Source organism: Mesorhizobium sp. M7A.F.Ca.US.010.02.1.1 (genome assembly GCF_004023085.1).
GTDB lineage: Bacteria > Pseudomonadota > Alphaproteobacteria > Rhizobiales > Rhizobiaceae > Mesorhizobium.
In genome coordinates, this window is sequence record NZ_RZRV01000006.1 from 1 (window position 1) to 17,762 (window position 17,762).

Genomic DNA, 17,762 nt, shown 5'->3' on the forward strand with positions numbered 1-17,762 from the left:
CCGCATCCCGCCGATACGCGACGCGGTCGGTGTCGTCGGTTTCCACGGCAACGATGTCGATATCTCCCTGTCCTCGGGCACCGTCTACATGCCCAGCGGCCGCACCGTGGCGGCCAGCAACGGCACGCTGACGGTCAAGGCGGCCAACCGCCCGCCGGTCGTCGGCGCGCTCGATATCGACGTCGACGGCGAAGCGTCGGCCGTCGCCGAACTCGCATCCTACGAGCCGATCAACGCCATGCGCCATGTCGGCATCCTGCCGGAAGACCTGTCGGGCAGCGTCACCGGCCACGTCAAGGCGGATATTCCGCTGCAGTCCGGTGTCGACTCCTCGAAGCTCGATTGGCTGGTGTCGCTCGACTACAGCGGCATGTCCTTGGCCAAGCCCTTCGAGGGCCAGATCGTGACGGATGCCGACGGTTCGATCACGGTCGATCCGGAGAAGGCGGTGATCTCCGCCAAGGCATTGCTGAACGGCATTCCGGCCGAACTCGATCTGGTAGAGCCGCTCGCGGATGACGGGCCGGCGCGCAGCCGCAAGGTGGCTCTGGTGCTCGACGACAAGATCCGCGCCGCCGCCATGCCCGGCCTGAAGCCGCTGCTTGCCGGAACGGTAAAGGTGGCGATCGACAAGAACGGCAGCGGCGACCAGAACGTCTCGGCCGACCTGACCAACGCCAGGCTGGACATTCCCTGGGCGGGCTGGAGCAAGGGGGCAGGGGTCCCCGCCAAGGTCACCTTCGTCATGACCAGGTCCGGCGAGACCATGACGCTGTCCGATTTCGACCTCGACGGAAAGACGTTCTCCGTCGACGGCAGCATCGTGCTGGTCAATGGCGCCTTGTCGTCGGCGCGGTTCAGCAAGGTCACCTTGAACAGGGGCGACGACGTTGCCGTGTCGGTGAAGCGGTCCGGCAAGGGCTATGCGGTCGACATATCGGGCAACGCGCTCGATGCCCGCTCGCTCATCAAGCAGTTCACTTCGGACGTCGACACGGCTACCAAGACCACCGGTTCCGATGCCATTTCCGTCAGCGCCGATGTCGACCGGCTGACCGGTTTCCACGACGAGCAATTGTCCAATCTGAAGCTCGACTACAGCGCGGCCGGCTCGCGGGTGAACGGGCTGAAGGTCAGCGCCACGGCCAGTTCAGGTGCGGCCATATCAATCAGCAACACCACCGGGGCCGGCCGGCGCACGCTCAACATGCAGTCCGCCGACGCCGGCGCCATTCTGAGATTCCTCAACATCTACGAGCATATGGAAGGCGGCGCGATCACGCTCGCACTGGCCGGGCCGAGCGACGGATCGCTCAAGGGCAAGGTCGACACCAGCAACTTTTTCGTCGTCAACGAACCGAAACTCGCCTCCATCGTCTCGACCACGCCGGCCGGTGACAACCGCAGCCTCAACCAGGCGGTCAAAGGCAAGCTGGATACGTCGCGGGTGAAGTTCGAACGCGGTTACGCCGAGATCGACAAGGGCAGCGGCTATCTGAAACTGGCCAATGGCGTGCTGCGTGGACCGCGCATCGGGACCACGTTCCAGGGCACGCTCTACGACCAGAACAACAACATGGACATGACCGGCACGTTCATGCCGGTCTATGGCCTCAATCGCATCTTCGGCGAACTGCCCATCGTTGGCGCGCTGCTCGGCAATGGCCGCGACCGTGGCCTGATCGGCGTCACCTATCGGCTCAAGGGCAATGCCAACAAGCCGCTGCTGGACATCAATCCGCTGTCGGTGATCGCGCCTGGAATATTCAGGTCGATCTTCGAGTACCGGTGATCGAGTTCAGGTAGGTCGGACCAGAATGTGTTTTTTCTTTCCCAGAGAAAGTTTTACGATGTTTTCCGGACTCAAATCCTTTGATGTCACCAGGCGGCGCTCGTCGCTCACCGGCTCGTCGTTCAGGCGCACGGCACCGCCCTGCACATGCCGCCGCGCTTCGCCGTTCGATGCCGCCAGTCCGGCAGTGACCAGCAGCGACAGGATACCGACGCCGGTTTCAAGCGCCGTTTTGTCGACCTCGACGGTCGGCAGCGACTCCGCGAGCGCGCCTTCCTCGAAGGTCTTGCGCGCCGTATCGCTGGCTTGCTCGGCGGCTGCACGGCCGTGCAGCAGGGCGGTGATCTCGGTGGCGAGGATCTTCTTGGCCTCATTGATCTCGGATCCGCCGAGCTGTTCGAGCCGCGCCACCTCGTCCAGCGGCAGCGTCGTGTAGAGCTTCAGGAAGCGGGCGACGTCGGCATCCTCGGTGTTGCGCCAGTACTGCCAGAATTCGTAGGGGCTCAGCATCTCCGCATCGAGCCAGACCGCGCCCGAAGCCGACTTGCCCATCTTGGCGCCCGACGAGGTGGTGAGCAGCGGCGTCGTCAGCGCATAGAGCTGCGCATCCTCCATGCGGCGGCCGAGATCGATGCCGTTGATGATATTGCCCCACTGGTCGGAGCCGCCCATCTGCAGGCGGCAGCCGAGACGCTTGTAGAGCTCGACGAAATCATAGGCCTGCAGGATCATGTAGTTGAATTCGAGGAACGACAGCGACTGCTCGCGATCGAGCCGCAACTTGACGGAATCGAACGCCAGCATGCGGTTGACGGAAAAGTGACGGCCGACATCGCGGAGGAAATTGACGTAGTTGATCTCCATCAGCCAGTCGGCGTTGTTGACCATGATGGCGTCGTTCGGACCGCTGCCGAATTTGAGGTAGGGCATGAAGTTGCGGCGGATGCCGGCTAGATTGTCTTCGATGTCCTGCGGGGTCAAAAGCTTGCGCGCCTCGTCCTTGAAGGACGGGTCGCCGATCATCGAGGTGCCGCCGCCCATCAACGCGATCGGCCGATGACCGGTCTGCTGCAGCCAGTGCAGCATCATGATTTGGATCAGCGAGCCGGCGTGCAGGCTCTTGGCGGTGGCGTCGAAGCCGATATAGGCCGTCACCGTCTCCTTGGCGAAGATATTGTCGAGGCCGGCATCATCCGAAGTCTGGTGGATGAAACCGCGCTCGCTCATCGTGCGCAGGAAATCGGATTTGAAGGCGGACATTGTTTCTTTCCCGAAAGCGCCCGGCCGCTGTGGCTCGGATGTGCATGAACGCGGGCGTTTAGCATCCAAGCGCGATCAGCAAAAGTGGTTTCCGGTTTTGCGTCTGATCGCGCGCCAGACAAAGATCCAGCGATCAGCAAAAGTGGTTTCCCGTTTTGCAGCTCGCGCGGATGGCGTTTGCGAATCCTTGCTTCGTCGTTTGGGCTGGCGTATTGAGGCGCCGCGCAGGGGCAGGGCCTGAGGCGCCGCGACGGGGCCATCCCGCAGATCAGATCCGGAAAGCTCCGCGATGAACAGGAACTATCTCTTTCTCTTTCTGTTCAGCGTGCTGATGACATTCAGCGGACTGGCGAGCCTTCCACCCGTCGACCGGGACGAATCCCGTTTTGTCCAGGCCACCAAGCAGATGGTCGAAACCTCCGACTATGTCGACATCCGTTTTCAGGATGCCTCGCGCTACAAGAAGCCGATCGGCATCTACTGGCTGCAATCGGCGGCCGTGGCGCTGAGCGGCGAGGGGGCGGCGGCGCCGATCTGGGTCTACCGCCTCGTCTCCATGCTTGGCATTGCCTTGGCCGTCGTCGGCATTGCCTGGACAGGCACCAAGCTGTTCGGGGCCAATGCCGGTCTCGCCGCCGGCCTGATAATGGCGGCTATCTTCGCCACAGCCTTCGAGGGCCGTGACGCCAAGACCGACGCCATGCTGCTGGCCTGCTGCGTGGCGGCGCAAGGCGCGCTCGCCCAGATTTATCTGGCATCGCGCCGCAACGAACCGGTGGCCGCCCATTTGCCGTGGATCTTCTGGGCGGCTCAAGGCCTCGGAATCCTTATCAAGGGGCCGGTGGCTCCGCTCCTGTCGGTGCTGACGGTCGCCGCCCTGTTTGCCTTCGAGCGCGACTGGCGCTGGCTCCTGAAGCTGAAGCTCGTGCGCGGTGTCGCTCTGGTGGTGCTCATCGTGTTGCCCTGGGTGGCCCTCATCACCTGGAAGAGCGGCGGCGCCTTTCTCAGTGATGCCGTCGGCAAGGACATGATGGCCAAGGTCGCCTCGGGCGAGGAATCGCACGGCCTGCCGCCGGGCTTCTACATGCTGACCTATTCCTTGTTCACGTGGCCGTTCGGTCTGATCGCGGTCGGTGCCGGGCTGCAGGCCCTCAACCGTCTGCGCGACGATCCGCGGTTGCGTTTCTGCCTGGCCTGGTACATTCCGTTCTGGCTGGTGTTCGAGCTGATCCCGACCAAGCTGCCGCACTATGTCCTGCCGGCCTATCCCGGCATGGCGCTGCTGATCGGCTGGCTGCTGACCTTGCCGCCGCAGGAGGCGAATGCGCCGCTCAGGCGCTGGCAGGATTGGTTGTGGTGGTCGACCGCATTCGGTCTTGCCGTGGTCAGCCTTGGCCTGGCGGCGGTCTGCGTCGGAGCGCCGATCTACCTCACCGGCACCTTCTCCTGGTGGAGCATTCCGGCCGCCGCGGCAGCACTGGGGGCGGGCTACCTTGCCTTCTCGCGGGAGTTGCAGGTTCCGCTTCCTCGCATCGGCGCCGTCGCGGCTTGCGCGGGCATCACCTATGGGCTGTTGTTCGGCGTCATCGCACCTTCGCTGAAGCCGATCTGGCTGAGCCCGGCGATCGAGGCGGCGTTCCAGGCCAACAGGCCTTGCGACACCACGGTGCTCGCTTCGGCGGAATATCACGAGCCGAGCCTGGTGTTCCTGGTCGGCACCAAGACCGTCCTGACCGATGTCGATGGCGTCGCCAAGCATCTGCTCGGCGATCCTGCCTGCGCCCTGGCGCTGGCGCAGGTCGGCGACGAGCAGAAACTGAATGGGCTGCTGGCGGCGCAAGGCAAGTCGGCGAACCGCGTTGCCGAGGTCGACGGCCTCAACTATTCATCGGGAGACAAGCTGTCGCTCGGCCTCTATCGTGTAACCCAGTGACGGCTCGCCGATGCCCATGACGGCAACAATAGGGTCGAATTTCCTATGCTGGTGAAATCACGCCCGCCCGTTTCGAGCCTGCTCCTTGGGGTAGGGCGCCGGTCGCTCGACAATTTTCGCGATACGATGCAGATCGCCAAAAGCCGCCTTGCCACCCGTCCGGCCAGATACCCGAACGTTTTGTGGTCGGTCTGGGTGCTGGTCTGGATTTTGCTGACGGCGGCGGCGTTTGTTCGTCTCGACACCCCGGCCGGAATGCTTCACGGCAAGTGGTCGGCGGAATTTGCCCGGACTGCCGACTTTTTCACCCAGTTCGGCCTGGGTGGCTGGTATCTCATTCCGTCGGCGCTTCTGCTTGTCGCCGCGAACCTGACGGATTGGCGAAGCCTCTCCCGGCGCTCGCTGATGCTCCTCTACAACTGGACCTGCCTGGCTTTTCTGGTGCTGTGCGCCACCGGCCTGTCGGGAATCGCCGTCAATGTGCTGAAATATGCCATTGGCCGGGCTCGCCCGCTCTATTACGAGGACTTTGGCGTGCTTACCCTGCACCCCTTCGCTTTCGATGCGCGCTTCGCCGGCTTTCCATCCGGCCATGGTACGACGATGGGCGCGGTGTTCGGAGTCGCTTTGCTGTTGTTTCCGCGGCGCTGGTACATCGCCCTGGCGATCACCGCCTGCATCGCCTCGACCCGTATCTTCGTTGGCGCGCACTATCCCAGCGACACCGTCGCCGGCTTCGGCCTCGGCTGCGGTTTCGCGCTGGCCTGCGGGCTGGTCTTTGCCCGGCTCGGCTTCATTTTCCGGCCGATGCCGTCGGGACTGCCGGTCCGCAAGATAACGTTTCGGCTGATCGGACCGACAAGGAAGGCTGCCTGAGCATTCGAAGTTCAGTTGCCGTCCAGTCCGCCATAGGATCTGACCAGACCGGCCATGCCGGGCGACTGGTGGTCTTCGCTTTCCAGCCCCTGTGCAACGCCGACGCGATCGGCGACCGGCCGGTTCTGGCTGACCTTCCACTTTCCGTGGATTTCGCTGATCTCGATTTCCAGCCCGATAATGCCCTTGATCTGCGACTGGATGAAGGGCTCCGGCGCATCGGTCACCGCCCAGGGCGCGGCGCGGGCGCCTTCCTGGGAGACGGTCAGATCGGCGATCTGCTGCGCCAGCCAGTCCTGGTCATCCATCACCTTGACTGTGCCGCGAACCTGCACGATGGCATAATTCCAGGTCGGCACCACCTTGCCGGTCTCGCGCTTGGTCTCGTACCAGGACGGCGTCACATAGGCATCGCTGCCCTGGAAGACGATCAATACCGGTGAAGCCGGATTGTCGGCCAGCAGGCGCCATTGCGGGTTGGCCCGCGCCAGATGGGCGCGCAGCCTGCCGTTAGGCCCGATTTCCGCGTCGAGCAGGAACGGGACAGCGTTGGCGACCGGCCCATCGGACCCGTTGGAAATCAACAGGCCCAGCGGATGCGTCCGGATCAGCCCGTGCAGGATTTCCGGCCGCGTTTCCCTGAAATGAGGAGGCTCGTACATCGCCGTCCGTTCTTTTCTTGTTTATCTCAGCCGCTTCGGACGCGGATCCGACAATTCGCCGGCCAGCCGGCGGTCGAGATAGTCGGCGCATTCCTCGAGCAGCAGGTCGGCATCGTTGGCGAAGAAATGGTTGGCGCCGGGCAACGTCTTTTGCGTGATGGTGATGCCCTTCTGCGTGTGCAGCTTGTCGACCAGGCCCTGCACATCCTTCGGCGGCGCCACCTTGTCGGCATCGCCATGGATGATCAGGCCCGATGACGGGCAGGGCGCCAGGAACGAGAAATCATAGGTGTTGGGCTGCGGCGCGATCGAGATGAAGCCTTCGATCTCCGGCCGGCGCATCAGAAGCTGCATCCCGATCCAGGAGCCGAAGGAGTAGCCGGCGACCCAGCAGCTCTTGGAATCGGGATGCAGCGACTGCACCCAATCCAGCGCCGCGGCGGCATCCGACAACTCGCCGGTGCCGTGGTCGAATTCGCCCTGACTGCGGCCGATGCCGCGGAAATTGAAGCGCAGCGTGGTGAAATCCCGCTTCTGGAACATGTAGAAGAGGTCGTAGACGATCTTGTTGTTCATCGTGCCGCCGAATTGCGGATGCGGGTGCAGGACGATGGCAATCGGCGCGCTTTTTTCCTTGGAAGGCTGATAGCGACCCTCCAGGCGGCCGGCAGGACCGGTGAAAATGACCTCAGGCATAAAATACTCCACTTGGTAATACGAACGCGCGGTGCCTGGAACGTTTCCTCTGGCCTTGACGCAGGGCGAGCGTCTTCTTAGAAGCTAGTTTAGAATTGTTCAAAACTGGGTGGCAAGACATCGAGCCCGGCCACCCGCGCCGCAAGCCGCGTAAATAGGACGGCTCGCCTTGGAATTTCAAGGAAATAACGCCATACGACATCGGAATGGCTTCTGACGGGACTTGACGGACGAAAATGGCCGCAAAACGCGCCTATCTCGATTATAATGCCAGTGCGCCGCTGCTTGCCGCGGCCCGCGAGGCTATGGTCGCGGCGCTTGACGTCGCCGCCAATCCGTCATCGGTTCACGCCGAGGGGCGTGCGGCCCGCCGCCTGATCGAGAGCGCCAGGCGTGACGTGGCGGCGCTCGTCAACGCCAAGGCGGAGCATATCGTGTTCACCTCCGGTGCCACGGAAGCCGCCTCGACGCTGCTGTCACCAGACTGGCGGATGGGGCGCGGCACCGTGCGCATGAGCCGGCTTTACGTGTCCGAGGCCGATCATCCCTGCCTGTTGAATGGCGGACACTTCCCGGCAGCGCAGGTTACCCGGATCGGTGTCGACGCCAACGGCATCGCCGATCTCGGCGCCTTGGCATCGGTGCTCGGCGGTCATGACAAGAGCGAAGGCCTGCCGCTGGTCGCTATCCATGCCGCCAACAACGAAACCGGCGTCATCCAGCCGATCGATCGCATCGCCGAAATCGTCAAGACGGCGGGCGGTATCCTCATTGTCGACGCCGTACAGGCCGCGGGGCGCATTTCGATCGAGCTATCAGCGGGTTACGCCGATTATCTGATTCTGTCCTCGCACAAGATCGGTGGTCCCAAAGGTGTCGGCGCCATCGTCGCGGCTTCGGATTTGATGATGCCGAAGCCGTTGATCAATGGCGGCGGCCAGGAAAAGGGCCATCGCGGCGGCACTGAAAACCTCGCCGCCATATCAGGTTTTGGCGCGGCCGCCCGCGAGGCGCTTGCCGGACTACAAAGCATGGATGCGGTGCGCCGGCGCCGCGACGAGATCGAAGCCATCGTGAAAACGCTGGTGCCGGACGCGGAAATCTTCGGAACCGGTGCGCCAAGGCTTGCCAATACGGCATTCTTCGCTATTGCGGGCGTCAAAGCCGAAACCGCGCAGATCGCCTTCGATCTGGCCGGTGTAGCGCTGTCGGCCGGCTCTGCCTGTTCGTCTGGCAAGGTCGGACCGAGCCATGTGCTGAAAGCCATGGGATACGGCGACAGTCTCGGCGCCTTGCGGGTGTCCATCGGACCGGCGACCGGCGCGGAAGACGTTGAGCTTTTCCGCACCGCGCTTGCGGGTATTGCCGCCCGTAGGGCGGATAGAGAACGGGCCGCGTAGCGGTTGGACGAATTTGGGCCTTTCGGCCTGGTAGAGCCGTGCGTTTCATGCTGGCCGGGTGAATTCCCGGTCGAAGCGCACTATATTAAACTTACGCTGCCGCGAGCACCTCTTGGGGTTCGGTTTTGGCGGTGCCATAGTTTGAAAACTGTCGGGCCTTGACCGCGGCGTGGATGGAGAACGCATATGCCTGCTGTGCAGGACACGATCGATCGGGTCCGAAAGATCGACGTCGACCAATACAAATACGGATTCCAGACCGAAATCGCGATGGACAAGGCCCCCAAGGGCCTCAGCGAAGACATCATCCGTTTCATTTCGGCCAAGAAGGACGAGCCGTCCTGGATGCTGGAATGGCGTCTGGAAGCGTATCGCCGCTGGCTGACGCTTGACGAGCCGACCTGGGCGCGCGTCCACTATCCGAAGATCGATTTCCAGGACATCTACTTCTACGCGGCGCCGAAGAGCACGCCCGGCCCGACCTCGCTCAGCGATGTCGATCCCGAGCTGCTGAAGGTCTACGAGAAGCTGGGGATTCCGCTGCGGGAGCAGGAAATCCTCGCCGGCGTGCAGAAGACCGACGCCTCCGAGCTCGAGGAAGTCAGCGACAATGTCTATAAATCAGGCCGCGTCGCCGTCGACGCCGTGTTCGATTCCGTCTCCGTCGTCACCACCTTCAAGAAGGAGTTGGCGCAGGCCGGCGTCATCTTCTGCTCGATCTCGGAAGCCATTCGCGAGCATCCGGAGCTGGTGAAGAAATATCTCGGTTCGGTCGTGCCGACGTCCGACAATTACTACGCGACGCTGAATTCGGCCGTGTTCACCGACGGCTCCTTCGTGTTCGTGCCCAAGGGCGTGCGCTGCCCGATGGAACTGTCGACCTATTTCCGCATGAACGAGAAGAACACCGGCCAGTTCGAACGCACGCTGATCATCGCCGAGGAGGGGGCTTACGTCTCCTATCTCGAAGGCTGCACGGCGCCGCAGCGCGACGAGAACCAGCTGCATGCCGCCGTTGTCGAACTGGTGGCGCTCGACGATGCCGAGATCAAATATTCGACGGTGCAGAACTGGTATCCCGGCGACGCCGAAGGCAAGGGCGGCATCTACAATTTCGTCACCAAGCGCGGCGACTGCCGCGGCGACCGTTCCAAGATTTCGTGGACGCAGGTCGAGACCGGCTCCGCCATTACCTGGAAATATCCGAGCTGCATCCTGCGTGGCGACGATTCCCAAGGCGAGTTCTATTCGATCGCCGTGTCGAACGGCTATCAGCAGGTCGACAGCGGCACCAAGATGATCCATCTCGGCAAGAACACGTCGAGCCGCATCATCTCCAAGGGCATCGCCGCCGGCTTCTCGCAGAACACCTATCGCGGCCAGGTCTCGGCGCATCGCAAAGCGACCAACGCCCGCAATTTCACCAACTGCGACAGTCTGCTGATCGGCGACCAGTGCGGCGCGCACACCGTGCCTTACATGGAAGCCAAGAATTCGACGGCGCAGTTCGAGCACGAGGCGACGACGTCGAAGATTTCCGAGGACCAGAAATTCTACGTCATGCAGCGCGGCATCCCGGAAGAGGAAGCGATCGCGCTGATCGTCAACGGCTTCGTCAAGGATGTCATCCAGCAACTGCCGATGGAATTCGCGGTCGAAGCGCAGAAGCTGATCGGGATTAGCCTTGAGGGCTCGGTCGGCTGACCGGATATATATTCAGGAAACGAAAAAATGCTTGAAATCAGAAACCTGCACGCCCGCATCGTCGATGACGGCACCGAGATCATCCGCGGCTTGAACCTGACGGTGAAAGCCGGCCAGGTCGCCGCGATCATGGGGCCGAACGGCTCGGGAAAATCGACGCTGTCCTACATCCTCGCCGGCCGCGAGGACTATGAAGTGACCGAAGGCGACATCCTCTACAACGGCCAGTCGATCCTCGAAATGGATCCGGCCGAGCGCGCCACGTCAGGCATCTTCCTCGCCTTCCAGTATCCGATGGAGATACCGGGCGTCGCGACCATGGAATTCCTGAAAGTGGCGATGAACGAGCAGCGCAAGGCACGTGGCGAGGAGCCGCTGAAGATCCCGGAATTCCTCAAGCGGGTGAAGGAAGCCGCCGCCTCGCTCAGCATGGACATGGCGATGCTCAAGCGGCCGCTCAATGTCGGCTTCTCCGGCGGCGAGAAGAAGCGCGCCGAGATCCTGCAGATGAAGCTGCTGGAGCCGAAATTGTGCGTGCTCGACGAGACCGATTCCGGCCTCGACATCGATGCGCTGAAGATCGTGTCCGACGGCGTCAACGCGCTGCGGGCGCCGGACCGGGCGTTCCTGGTCATCACCCACTACCAGCGCCTGCTTGAGCACATCGTGCCCGACACCGTGCACGTGCTCTACAAGGGCCAGGTCATCAAGTCAGGCGACAAGTCGCTGGCGCTCGATTTGGAAGCCAATGGCTATGCCGGCGTGATCGGCGAAGCAGCGTGAGATGCCAGAGGGCAGTTTGATGAATATGCACGCACAACCGCAGCGGACACCGGCCGAGACAGCGTTGATCGACGCGTTCGGCGACCGATTGTCGCTGCTGCCGGGCGACGGCGCGGTGATGCTGAAGCGCGACGACGCCATCGAGACGATCAAGCACGGTCTGCCGACGCGGCGCGTCGAATCCTGGCACTATACCGACCTGCGCCGGTTGCTGAATACCGTGCCGGACTTCGACCCGGCCGCCATGGCTAAAGCCATCGCACCGATCGTCGAAGGTTCCGCCGTGGTGTCGATCCTGAACGGCAAGTCCGACGCCAAGGTGCCTGTCCTTGAAGGCGTCACCTTCCAGCGCCTTTCGGAAAAGCTGATCGACGGCAGCATCGCACCGGGGCTCGATCCCTATGGCAGCGACGATGCCATCGGCGCGCTGAACACGGCTTTCGTTGCCGATGGTTATTTCATCGATATTGCCGATGGGACGAAGCTGGAAAAGCCGATCGAACTGCAGAACCTGCAGGCTGGCGGCCAGACGCATGTGCGCCTGCCCGTGCGCGTCGGCGCCAGCGCCAAGGCCGTCATCGTCGAACGGCAGACGGGTGATGGCGCTGCCTTGAGCAGCTCGGTAAGTCAGATCGTGCTCGACGAGGGCGCCGAGGTAACGTGGCTGGTCGTCCAGGAGCAGCCGGAAACGGCGACGCATCTGGCGCAGTTCAAGGCCCATATCGGCAAGAATGCGAAACTGACGCTGTTCGTCATGAACGCCGGCGGCAAGCTCGTGCGCCAGGAGATCATGGTCAGGACGACTGGCGAAGGCGCCGATTTCAAGCTTCGCGGCATCAACCTGCTGGCCGGCGACACCCACACCGACGTGACCATGGTGCTCGACCACGCCGTGCCGCACACGACCTCTACGGAAGTGATCCGCAATGTGGTGACGGGCAAGGCGCGCGGTGTGTTCCAGGGCCGCATCAACGTCCATCAATATGCGCAGAAGACCAACGCCAAGATGGCCTGCAACACGCTGCTTTTGTCGGACGATGGCGAGTTCTCGACCAAGCCCGAGCTTGAAATCTTCGCCGACGACGTGATTTGCGGCCACGGCGCGACGGTGACCGAGATCGACCACAACCATCTGTTCTACCTGATGGCGCGCGGCGTCGACGAGAAAAGCGCGCGGGGGTTGCTCGTGAAGGCCTTCGTCGCGGAGGTGATCGAGGAACTGGACGACGAGGCGATCGTCGAGGCGCTGGAAGCGCGGCTCGACGACTGGTTCGTGGCACACGGGTGACCTGATGAACGCTCCAGGCAAGATCGGAGATTTCTACGACGTCGAAGCGATCCGCCGCGATTTCCCGATCCTGTCGCGGGAAGTCTATGGCAAGCCGCTGGTCTATCTCGACAATGGCGCCTCGGCACAGAAGCCGCAGGCGGTGCTCGACGCCATCCAGCACGCCTATTCTCAGGAATATGCCAACGTCCATCGCGGCCTGCACTTCCTCTCCAATGCGGCGACCGACGCATATGAAAAGGCGCGGGAAACGGTGCGCCGTTTCCTCAATGCGCCGAGCACCGACAACATCGTCTTCACCTCGAACACGACGTCGGCCATCAATACCGTCGCCTATGGCTATGGCATGCCCAACATCGGCGAGGGCGACGAGATCGTGCTGTCGATCATGGAGCACCACTCTAACATCGTTCCCTGGCATTTCATCCGCGAGCGGCAGGGCGCGAAACTCGTTTGGGTGCCGGTCGACGATCTCGGCGTCTTCCACATCGAGGAATTCGAGAAGCGGTTGACCGATCGCACCAAGCTGATCGCCATCACGCAGATGTCGAATGCGCTGGGCACGGTGACGCCGATCAAGGAGATCGTGCGCATTGCGCATTCGCGTGGAATTCCCGTGCTGGTCGACGGCAGCCAGAGCGCCGTGCATATGCCGATCGATGTGCAGGATCTCGACTGCGACTTCTTCGTCTTCACCGGCCACAAGGTCTACGGCCCCTCGGGCATCGGCGTGCTCTACGGCAAGAAGGACATTCTCCAGGGCATGCGGCCCTTCATGGGCGGCGGCGAGATGATCGAGGAGGTGACGGAAGACATCGTCACCTACAACGAGCCGCCCCACCGTTTCGAAGCCGGCACGCCGCCGATCGTCCAGGCGATCGGGCTGGGTGCTGCGCTCGACTATATGGAAAAAATCGGCCGCGAGCGCATCGCCGCGCATGAGGAAGATCTCAAGAATTACGCGCATGAGCGGCTGCGCGCCATCAATTCGCTGCGCATCTTCGGCGATGCGCCTGGCAAGGGCGCCATCATCTCGTTTGAACTGCAAGGCATTCATGCGCATGACGTGTCGATGGTGATCGACAGGCAGGGCGTTGCTGTCCGCGCCGGCACCCATTGCGCCCAGCCGCTGTTGAAACGGTTCGGCGTAACCTCCACATGCAGGGCATCGTTCGGCATGTATAATACCAGGGCCGAAGTCGACGCTTTGGCCGAGGCGCTCGAAAAAGCGCGCAAATTCTTCGGATGATGATTTTTTTGGGTGACGACCATGGATGATGCAAGCATCGCTGCCGAGACCATTCCGGAAACCGCGCCCAATGCGCTGGTTTCGGGATCGGCCATTCCAGCCGACGAGCTGGCGCGGCTGACCGACGACATCGTCTCGGCGCTGAAGACCGTCTACGATCCGGAAATCCCAGCCGATATCTACGAGCTCGGCCTGATCTACAAGATCGACATCGAGGACAATCGCTCGGTCAAGATCGACATGACGCTGACCGCTCCGGGCTGCCCGGTCGCCGGCGAAATGCCCGGCTGGGTGGAGAATGCCGTCGGCGCCGTCGAAGGCGTGTCCGGCGTCGAGGTCAACATGACTTTCGACCCGCCATGGTCGGCCGACCGCATGTCGGAAGAGGCGCAGGTGGCGGTGGGTTGGTACTAGCCCGACAGAGGCTGGTGCACTTGCGCCAGGGATAAAACTTCACCATTTTAGGTGAGGAATCATTCGGCAGGCCTTGAACCTGCATGGAATGGAAGGAAAAAGAATGGGACGCTTCGCCGTCATCACGATGACCGAAAAGGCCGCCGACCGGGTGCGCGAGATCGTCGCCACCCGCGACAACGCGCACGGCATCCGCCTCGGCATCAAGAAGGGCGGCTGCGCCGGCATGGAATATACGGTCGATCTGGTGACCGAGCCCAACACCAAGGACGACCATATCGAGCGCGATGGCGCGCATGTCTATGTGGCGCCCGAGGCAGCGCTATTCCTGTTCGGGACCGAGATGGATTTCGAGCAGACGACGCTTCGCACCGGCTTCACATTCCGCAACCCGAACCAGAGTTCGGCTTGCGGTTGCGGCGAATCCGTCGAACTCAAGCCGGCCGACCTGAAGGCGCTGGCAGAAGCACGCGCCTCGGCCTGATCTTCCTTCGCCCCGTAAACGGGACGAAGAAGGCTAATCCACCCACATGCCCGTCCGCTTGTGCCAGTCGACGATCGATTCCTCGGGATAGACGTCGAAGACCTTGTCATGCTTGCCAACCTCCGGCTCCACCCAGTTCGCCTTGTATTTCAGCATCAGGTGCACCTTGCTTGGCGGAATGGGTAAATCGCTGTCGACCGCCGAGGCGAAGGGATGCACCAGTTCCGGCCATGTCGGGTCGTAGAGCCAAAGGGCCGCCCCGCATTTCTTGCAGAAATTGCGCTCGCCGCTCGAGATTTCGCAATGCGGATGCTCGTCATCCTCGATCTCCGCCCGAAAGACGCCGAGGCTGCGCTTGCCCCTGATGTTCAGTGTTTCGTTGTCCGCACCGAGATTGATGGCAAACCCGCCGCCGCCCTGCTGCTTGCGGCAGATCGAGCAGTAGCACAGCATGAATGGCGCCGGCGTGTGGCTCTCCACCTCGAAACGCACGGCATTGCAGCGGCAGGACCCTTTGAGCAGGACGGGCATGGCGGGAAACTCCGATCGACCTCACACAACCTGTCAGCATGATTTTGGTTGCGGCGATGACAAGGCCAAACGCCGGTGACATGATCGCGGCATGGACAATGAACGCATCGCCGAACTGTTCGAGGGCCTCGGCCCTGTCAGCATCCGCAAACTGTTCGGCGGCAAGGGCATCTATTTCGACGGTGTCATCGTCGCCATCGTGCTGCGCGGTGAGTTGATGCTGAAGGCCGACGAGCAAAGCGCGCCCGAGTTCGAGGCCGCCGGCTGCACGCAATGGACCTATACCGGCTCGCGCCACGGCAAGCTGGTCGCCATGCCCTACTGGGGCGTTCCCGACAGCGCTTTCGATGATCCCGACGAGATGGCGGCCTGGGTACGGCGGGCGTATGCGGCTGGACGGCGGGCGGGGAAGTGATGCCAGCCTTGGGACGGTCGAGGGACACCACCCCCCTCTGGCCTGCCGGCCATCTCCCCCGCAAGGGGGGAGATTGGCGGTTTCACCGTCTGCCTGCTTTTTTCAACGTTGAAGATTGGCAGAGGCGTTGACGACATTCGATCTCCCCCCTTGCGGGGGAGATGTCCGGCAGGACAGAGGGGGGTGCTGTCCCGCCGACGTTGGCCTACAACGCCTTCGCAATCCGTGCCGCCAGCCGCGCGTTGTTTTCCACCAGCGCGATGTTGGTCTTGAGGCTCCGGCCGCCGGTCAGTTCGAGGATTTTCGACAGCAAGAACGGTGTCACCGCCTTGCCGGTCACGTTGAGCGCTTCTGCGGCCTTCTGCGCGGCGTCGATATAGCCCGCCATCTCCTCAGCCGGGATTTCATGGTTTTCCGGCACCGGATTGGCAATCAGCATGCCGCCGGCGAGCCCCAGCGCTGCCCTCGTCTGGTAGAAATGCGCGATCTCTTCCGGCTCGTGCAAGGTCAGCGGCGCGCGGAATGGCGAATGTCGCGACCAGAAGGCTGGCATCGTCTCGCAGCCATGGCCGATCACCGGCACGCCGCGTGTTTCCAGCACCTCCAGCGTCTTTTCGATGTCGAGGATCGCCTTGGCGCCGGCCGAGACGACGATGACCGGGGTGCGCGCCAGCTCGTCGAGATCGGCGGAAATGTCAAAACTCTTTTCGGCGCCCTTGTGCACGCCGCCGATGCCGCCGGTGGCGAACACTTTTATGCCGACCATATGCGCCGCGATCATCGTGGCGGCGACCGTGGTGCCACCGGTGCGCCCTTGCGCCACGGCAAAACCGAGATCGGCGCGCGACAGTTTCATGGCGTCGCCCGTCATCGCCAGCGATTCGCGCTCGCCGTCCGAAAGCCCGATCTTTATGCGGCCGCCAACCACGGCGATGGTCGCCGGCACGGCGCCGCCGTCGGTGATGATCTTTTCGACATCGGCCGCCATGGCGCCATTGTCGGGGTAGGGCATGCCATGGGTGATGATGGTGCTTTCCAGCGCCACCACCGGCCGCCCGGCAGCCAGGGCCTGCGCCACCGGCGCGTGGATGTCGATGAAGGGGCGGGCGGTCTCAGGGGTCATCAGGGTCTCCAATCCGGAATGCAGCGCGTCCGTCGGGACATCAGGCAACATCGTGGCACTATGAATTTGCCGGTCTCATGCCACTTCCCTGGCATCCGGCACAAGAGCCAATGCCTCAGTGAAATCAGCCGCGGTGAACTCCGGAACGGCGTTGGCGCTTTCGATGGCAAGCGTCGCCCCGGCAATGCCTTCGCGCAGTGCTGACCGCAGGGGCAGTCCGCGCAGCAAAGCAGCGACCGTTGCGCCCGCCAGGGCATCGCCGGCCCCGGTGACGTCAGCGACCTTTCTTGGCGGCGGCGGCAGGATCGAGAAGGCGCCGGCTTCATCGAAGCCCAGCATGGGCTCGCTGCCCGCCGTCACCACGCCGCTGACGAGGCCGCTGCATCGCAACCCGTCGACGACCTCGCGCTCCGTGGCAGTCGCGGCGACGCCGGCCAGCACCATGGCCTCGCGCCGGTTCATGAAGACGAGCGAGAGCTCCTTCAGCACCGGTATCAGCCGCGTTACCTTGGCAGGCGAAATTGCAATGGCGAAAACCGGCTTGCCCGTGGCGAGCGCGACCAGCCGTTCCAGCGCCGAAGAGGGCAGGTTGGCGTCGCACAGGATCGCATCGGCGGCAGCGATCACCTCCCGCACCTTGGAGCGCCTGATCTGCTTGGGAAACGCCAAATCATAGAGCGCCATGTCGGCAAAGCCGACGATCAGCTCGCCTTCGCTGTCGATCAGCGCCGTGTAGCTCGGTGTCGTGCGGTCGAGGAAGACCGCCGACAGGTCGGTAATGCCTGCCTCGGCAATGGCTCGCGAAACGGTGTCGGCAGCGGCATCGCCGCCGCGAACCGATATGAGCGACGCGGAGACGCCGCGCCGCACCGCACTGCGCAAAGCGTTGAAGACCCCGCCGCCGACATCCTCGCGCATCGTGCCGGGATTGGAGGCAGCCGGCACGTAAGCGCCGGACACCTGGCCGCGCCGGTCGATATGGGCGCCGCCTACGGCCAGTATTTTCGCGGATTTCAGCATGCCGGCGATATGACCTTTGTTATTCCAGCCGCACAAGCGCTAGGCTGTGCAACGGAGCTTCGCATGCAAGGCGGCGATTCTGCAGATCGAAACAACCGAGCCGTCTGGCCCAACGTGTGGTGCATCCCTGAT

Annotated in this window: 17 protein-coding genes and 1 pseudogene; 12 read left to right on the forward strand and 6 right to left on the reverse strand. The window is 62.8% G+C overall.

What is annotated here, in order from left to right:
• Positions 1 to 1,792, forward strand: a pseudogene (locus tag EOA19_RS08120) (hypothetical protein); the annotation flags it as partial.
• A 6-nt stretch (positions 1,793 to 1,798) separates the two neighbouring features.
• On the opposite strand, the gene tyrS reads toward EOA19_RS08120, so the two are convergent.
• The gene (gene tyrS, locus EOA19_RS08125) at positions 1,799 to 3,052 is read right to left on the reverse strand and encodes a tyrosine--tRNA ligase (protein WP_128303257.1); all 1,254 of its coding nucleotides are present in this window, start codon (positions 3,050 to 3,052) and stop codon (positions 1,799 to 1,801) included.
• On the opposite strand from tyrS, the gene EOA19_RS08130 reads away from it, so the two are divergent.
• The 3 genes from EOA19_RS08130 to EOA19_RS08140 are packed head-to-tail and all read left to right on the forward strand — an operon-like array spanning position 3,039 to position 5,861.
• Complete coding sequence (locus EOA19_RS08130; RefSeq protein WP_128303258.1) at positions 3,039 to 3,293, forward strand: hypothetical protein; 255 nt, start codon at positions 3,039 to 3,041, stop codon at positions 3,291 to 3,293. The genes tyrS and EOA19_RS08130 overlap by 14 nt on opposite strands.
• 48 nt (positions 3,294 to 3,341) lie before the next feature.
• Positions 3,342 to 4,985, forward strand: a complete 1,644-nt coding sequence (locus tag EOA19_RS08135) for a glycosyltransferase family 39 protein (RefSeq protein WP_128303259.1) — start codon at positions 3,342 to 3,344, stop codon at positions 4,983 to 4,985.
• Between the two features lie 45 nt (positions 4,986 to 5,030).
• The gene (locus EOA19_RS08140; RefSeq protein ID WP_128303260.1) at positions 5,031 to 5,861 is read left to right on the forward strand and encodes a phosphatase PAP2 family protein; all 831 of its coding nucleotides are present in this window, start codon (positions 5,031 to 5,033) and stop codon (positions 5,859 to 5,861) included.
• Positions 5,862 to 5,872: 11 nt separating this feature from the next.
• Here the strand turns inward: EOA19_RS08140 and EOA19_RS08145 are convergent, their stop codons facing one another.
• Together EOA19_RS08145 and EOA19_RS08150 are read right to left on the reverse strand one after the other, a co-directional pair.
• Positions 5,873 to 6,523, reverse strand: coding sequence for an FMN-binding negative transcriptional regulator (locus tag EOA19_RS08145; protein WP_128303261.1), 651 nt, complete (start codon positions 6,521 to 6,523; stop codon positions 5,873 to 5,875).
• Positions 6,524 to 6,544: 21 nt separating this feature from the next.
• On the reverse strand, positions 6,545 to 7,219 hold the full coding sequence (locus EOA19_RS08150) for an alpha/beta hydrolase (protein ID WP_023669128.1): 675 nt from the start codon (positions 7,217 to 7,219) through the stop codon (positions 6,545 to 6,547).
• A 236-nt stretch (positions 7,220 to 7,455) separates the two neighbouring features.
• Here EOA19_RS08150 and EOA19_RS08155 point away from each other — a divergent pair, with 236 nt between their 5' ends.
• The 7 genes from EOA19_RS08155 (at position 7,456) to sufA (ending at position 14,541) form a co-directional block, all read left to right on the forward strand.
• On the forward strand, positions 7,456 to 8,619 hold the full coding sequence (locus tag EOA19_RS08155) for a cysteine desulfurase family protein (protein WP_128303262.1): 1,164 nt from the start codon (positions 7,456 to 7,458) through the stop codon (positions 8,617 to 8,619).
• Positions 8,620 to 8,805: 186 nt separating this feature from the next.
• Entirely contained in the window at positions 8,806 to 10,323 is a 1,518-nt protein-coding gene (gene sufB, locus EOA19_RS08160; RefSeq protein WP_127319478.1) for a Fe-S cluster assembly protein SufB, read from the forward strand.
• A 27-nt stretch (positions 10,324 to 10,350) separates the two neighbouring features.
• Positions 10,351 to 11,106 carry a Fe-S cluster assembly ATPase SufC gene (sufC, locus tag EOA19_RS08165; protein ID WP_128303263.1) on the forward strand — a complete coding sequence of 252 codons (756 nt, stop codon included), beginning with the start codon at positions 10,351 to 10,353 and terminating at the stop codon, positions 11,104 to 11,106.
• A gap of 19 nt (positions 11,107 to 11,125) precedes the next feature.
• Complete coding sequence (sufD, locus tag EOA19_RS08170; protein WP_128303264.1) at positions 11,126 to 12,394, forward strand: Fe-S cluster assembly protein SufD; 1,269 nt, start codon at positions 11,126 to 11,128, stop codon at positions 12,392 to 12,394.
• A 4-nt stretch (positions 12,395 to 12,398) separates the two neighbouring features.
• Positions 12,399 to 13,643 (forward strand): cysteine desulfurase, encoded by a 1,245-nt coding sequence (locus tag EOA19_RS08175; protein ID WP_128303265.1) that lies wholly within the window; start codon positions 12,399 to 12,401, stop codon positions 13,641 to 13,643.
• Between the two features lie 21 nt (positions 13,644 to 13,664).
• On the forward strand, positions 13,665 to 14,057 hold the full coding sequence (locus EOA19_RS08180; protein WP_023810315.1) for an SUF system Fe-S cluster assembly protein: 393 nt from the start codon (positions 13,665 to 13,667) through the stop codon (positions 14,055 to 14,057).
• Between the two features lie 103 nt (positions 14,058 to 14,160).
• Entirely contained in the window at positions 14,161 to 14,541 is a 381-nt protein-coding gene (gene sufA, locus EOA19_RS08185; protein WP_023810316.1) for a Fe-S cluster assembly scaffold SufA, read from the forward strand.
• A gap of 33 nt (positions 14,542 to 14,574) precedes the next feature.
• On the opposite strand, the gene EOA19_RS08190 is transcribed toward sufA, so the two are convergent.
• Complete coding sequence (locus EOA19_RS08190; RefSeq protein WP_128303266.1) at positions 14,575 to 15,072, reverse strand: GFA family protein; 498 nt, start codon at positions 15,070 to 15,072, stop codon at positions 14,575 to 14,577.
• 91 nt (positions 15,073 to 15,163) lie between these two features.
• On the opposite strand from EOA19_RS08190, the gene EOA19_RS08195 reads away from it, so the two are divergent.
• Positions 15,164 to 15,487 carry a TfoX/Sxy family protein gene (locus EOA19_RS08195; protein ID WP_128303267.1) on the forward strand — a complete coding sequence of 108 codons (324 nt, stop codon included), beginning with the start codon at positions 15,164 to 15,166 and terminating at the stop codon, positions 15,485 to 15,487.
• 205 nt (positions 15,488 to 15,692) lie between these two features.
• Here EOA19_RS08195 and EOA19_RS08205 read toward each other — a convergent pair whose 3' ends face one another.
• Positions 15,693 to 16,610: a pseudouridine-5'-phosphate glycosidase gene (locus tag EOA19_RS08205; RefSeq protein ID WP_128303268.1), complete on the reverse strand. Its 918-nt coding sequence runs from the start codon at positions 16,608 to 16,610 to the stop codon at positions 15,693 to 15,695.
• Between the two features lie 75 nt (positions 16,611 to 16,685).
• The gene (locus EOA19_RS08210; protein WP_128303269.1) at positions 16,686 to 17,630 is read right to left on the reverse strand and encodes a carbohydrate kinase family protein; all 945 of its coding nucleotides are present in this window, start codon (positions 17,628 to 17,630) and stop codon (positions 16,686 to 16,688) included.
• Positions 17,631 to 17,762 lie beyond the last annotated feature (132 nt).

Excerpts from the sequence above, each read along its gene's own strand:
- tyrS (WP_128303257.1), bottom strand. The coding sequence starts at position 3,052 with ATGTCCGCCTTCAAATCCGATTTCCTGCGCACGATGAGCGAGCGCGGT.
- EOA19_RS08135 (WP_128303259.1), top strand. The coding sequence starts at position 3,342 with ATGAACAGGAACTATCTCTTTCTCTTTCTGTTCAGCGTGCTGATGACA.
- EOA19_RS08140 (WP_128303260.1), top strand. The coding sequence starts at position 5,031 with ATGCTGGTGAAATCACGCCCGCCCGTTTCGAGCCTGCTCCTTGGGGTA.
- EOA19_RS08145 (WP_128303261.1), bottom strand. The coding sequence starts at position 6,523 with ATGTACGAGCCTCCTCATTTCAGGGAAACGCGGCCGGAAATCCTGCAC.
- EOA19_RS08150 (WP_023669128.1), bottom strand. The coding sequence starts at position 7,219 with ATGCCTGAGGTCATTTTCACCGGTCCTGCCGGCCGCCTGGAGGGTCGC.
- EOA19_RS08155 (WP_128303262.1), top strand. The coding sequence starts at position 7,456 with ATGGCCGCAAAACGCGCCTATCTCGATTATAATGCCAGTGCGCCGCTG.
- sufB (WP_127319478.1), top strand. The coding sequence starts at position 8,806 with ATGCCTGCTGTGCAGGACACGATCGATCGGGTCCGAAAGATCGACGTC.
- sufC (WP_128303263.1), top strand. The coding sequence starts at position 10,351 with ATGCTTGAAATCAGAAACCTGCACGCCCGCATCGTCGATGACGGCACC.
- sufD (WP_128303264.1), top strand. The coding sequence starts at position 11,126 with ATGAATATGCACGCACAACCGCAGCGGACACCGGCCGAGACAGCGTTG.
- EOA19_RS08175 (WP_128303265.1), top strand. The coding sequence starts at position 12,399 with ATGAACGCTCCAGGCAAGATCGGAGATTTCTACGACGTCGAAGCGATC.
- EOA19_RS08180 (WP_023810315.1), top strand. The coding sequence starts at position 13,665 with ATGGATGATGCAAGCATCGCTGCCGAGACCATTCCGGAAACCGCGCCC.
- sufA (WP_023810316.1), top strand. The coding sequence starts at position 14,161 with ATGGGACGCTTCGCCGTCATCACGATGACCGAAAAGGCCGCCGACCGG.
- EOA19_RS08190 (WP_128303266.1), bottom strand. The coding sequence starts at position 15,072 with ATGCCCGTCCTGCTCAAAGGGTCCTGCCGCTGCAATGCCGTGCGTTTC.
- EOA19_RS08195 (WP_128303267.1), top strand. The coding sequence starts at position 15,164 with ATGGACAATGAACGCATCGCCGAACTGTTCGAGGGCCTCGGCCCTGTC.
- EOA19_RS08205 (WP_128303268.1), bottom strand. The coding sequence starts at position 16,610 with ATGACCCCTGAGACCGCCCGCCCCTTCATCGACATCCACGCGCCGGTG.
- EOA19_RS08210 (WP_128303269.1), bottom strand. The coding sequence starts at position 17,630 with ATGCTGAAATCCGCGAAAATACTGGCCGTAGGCGGCGCCCATATCGAC.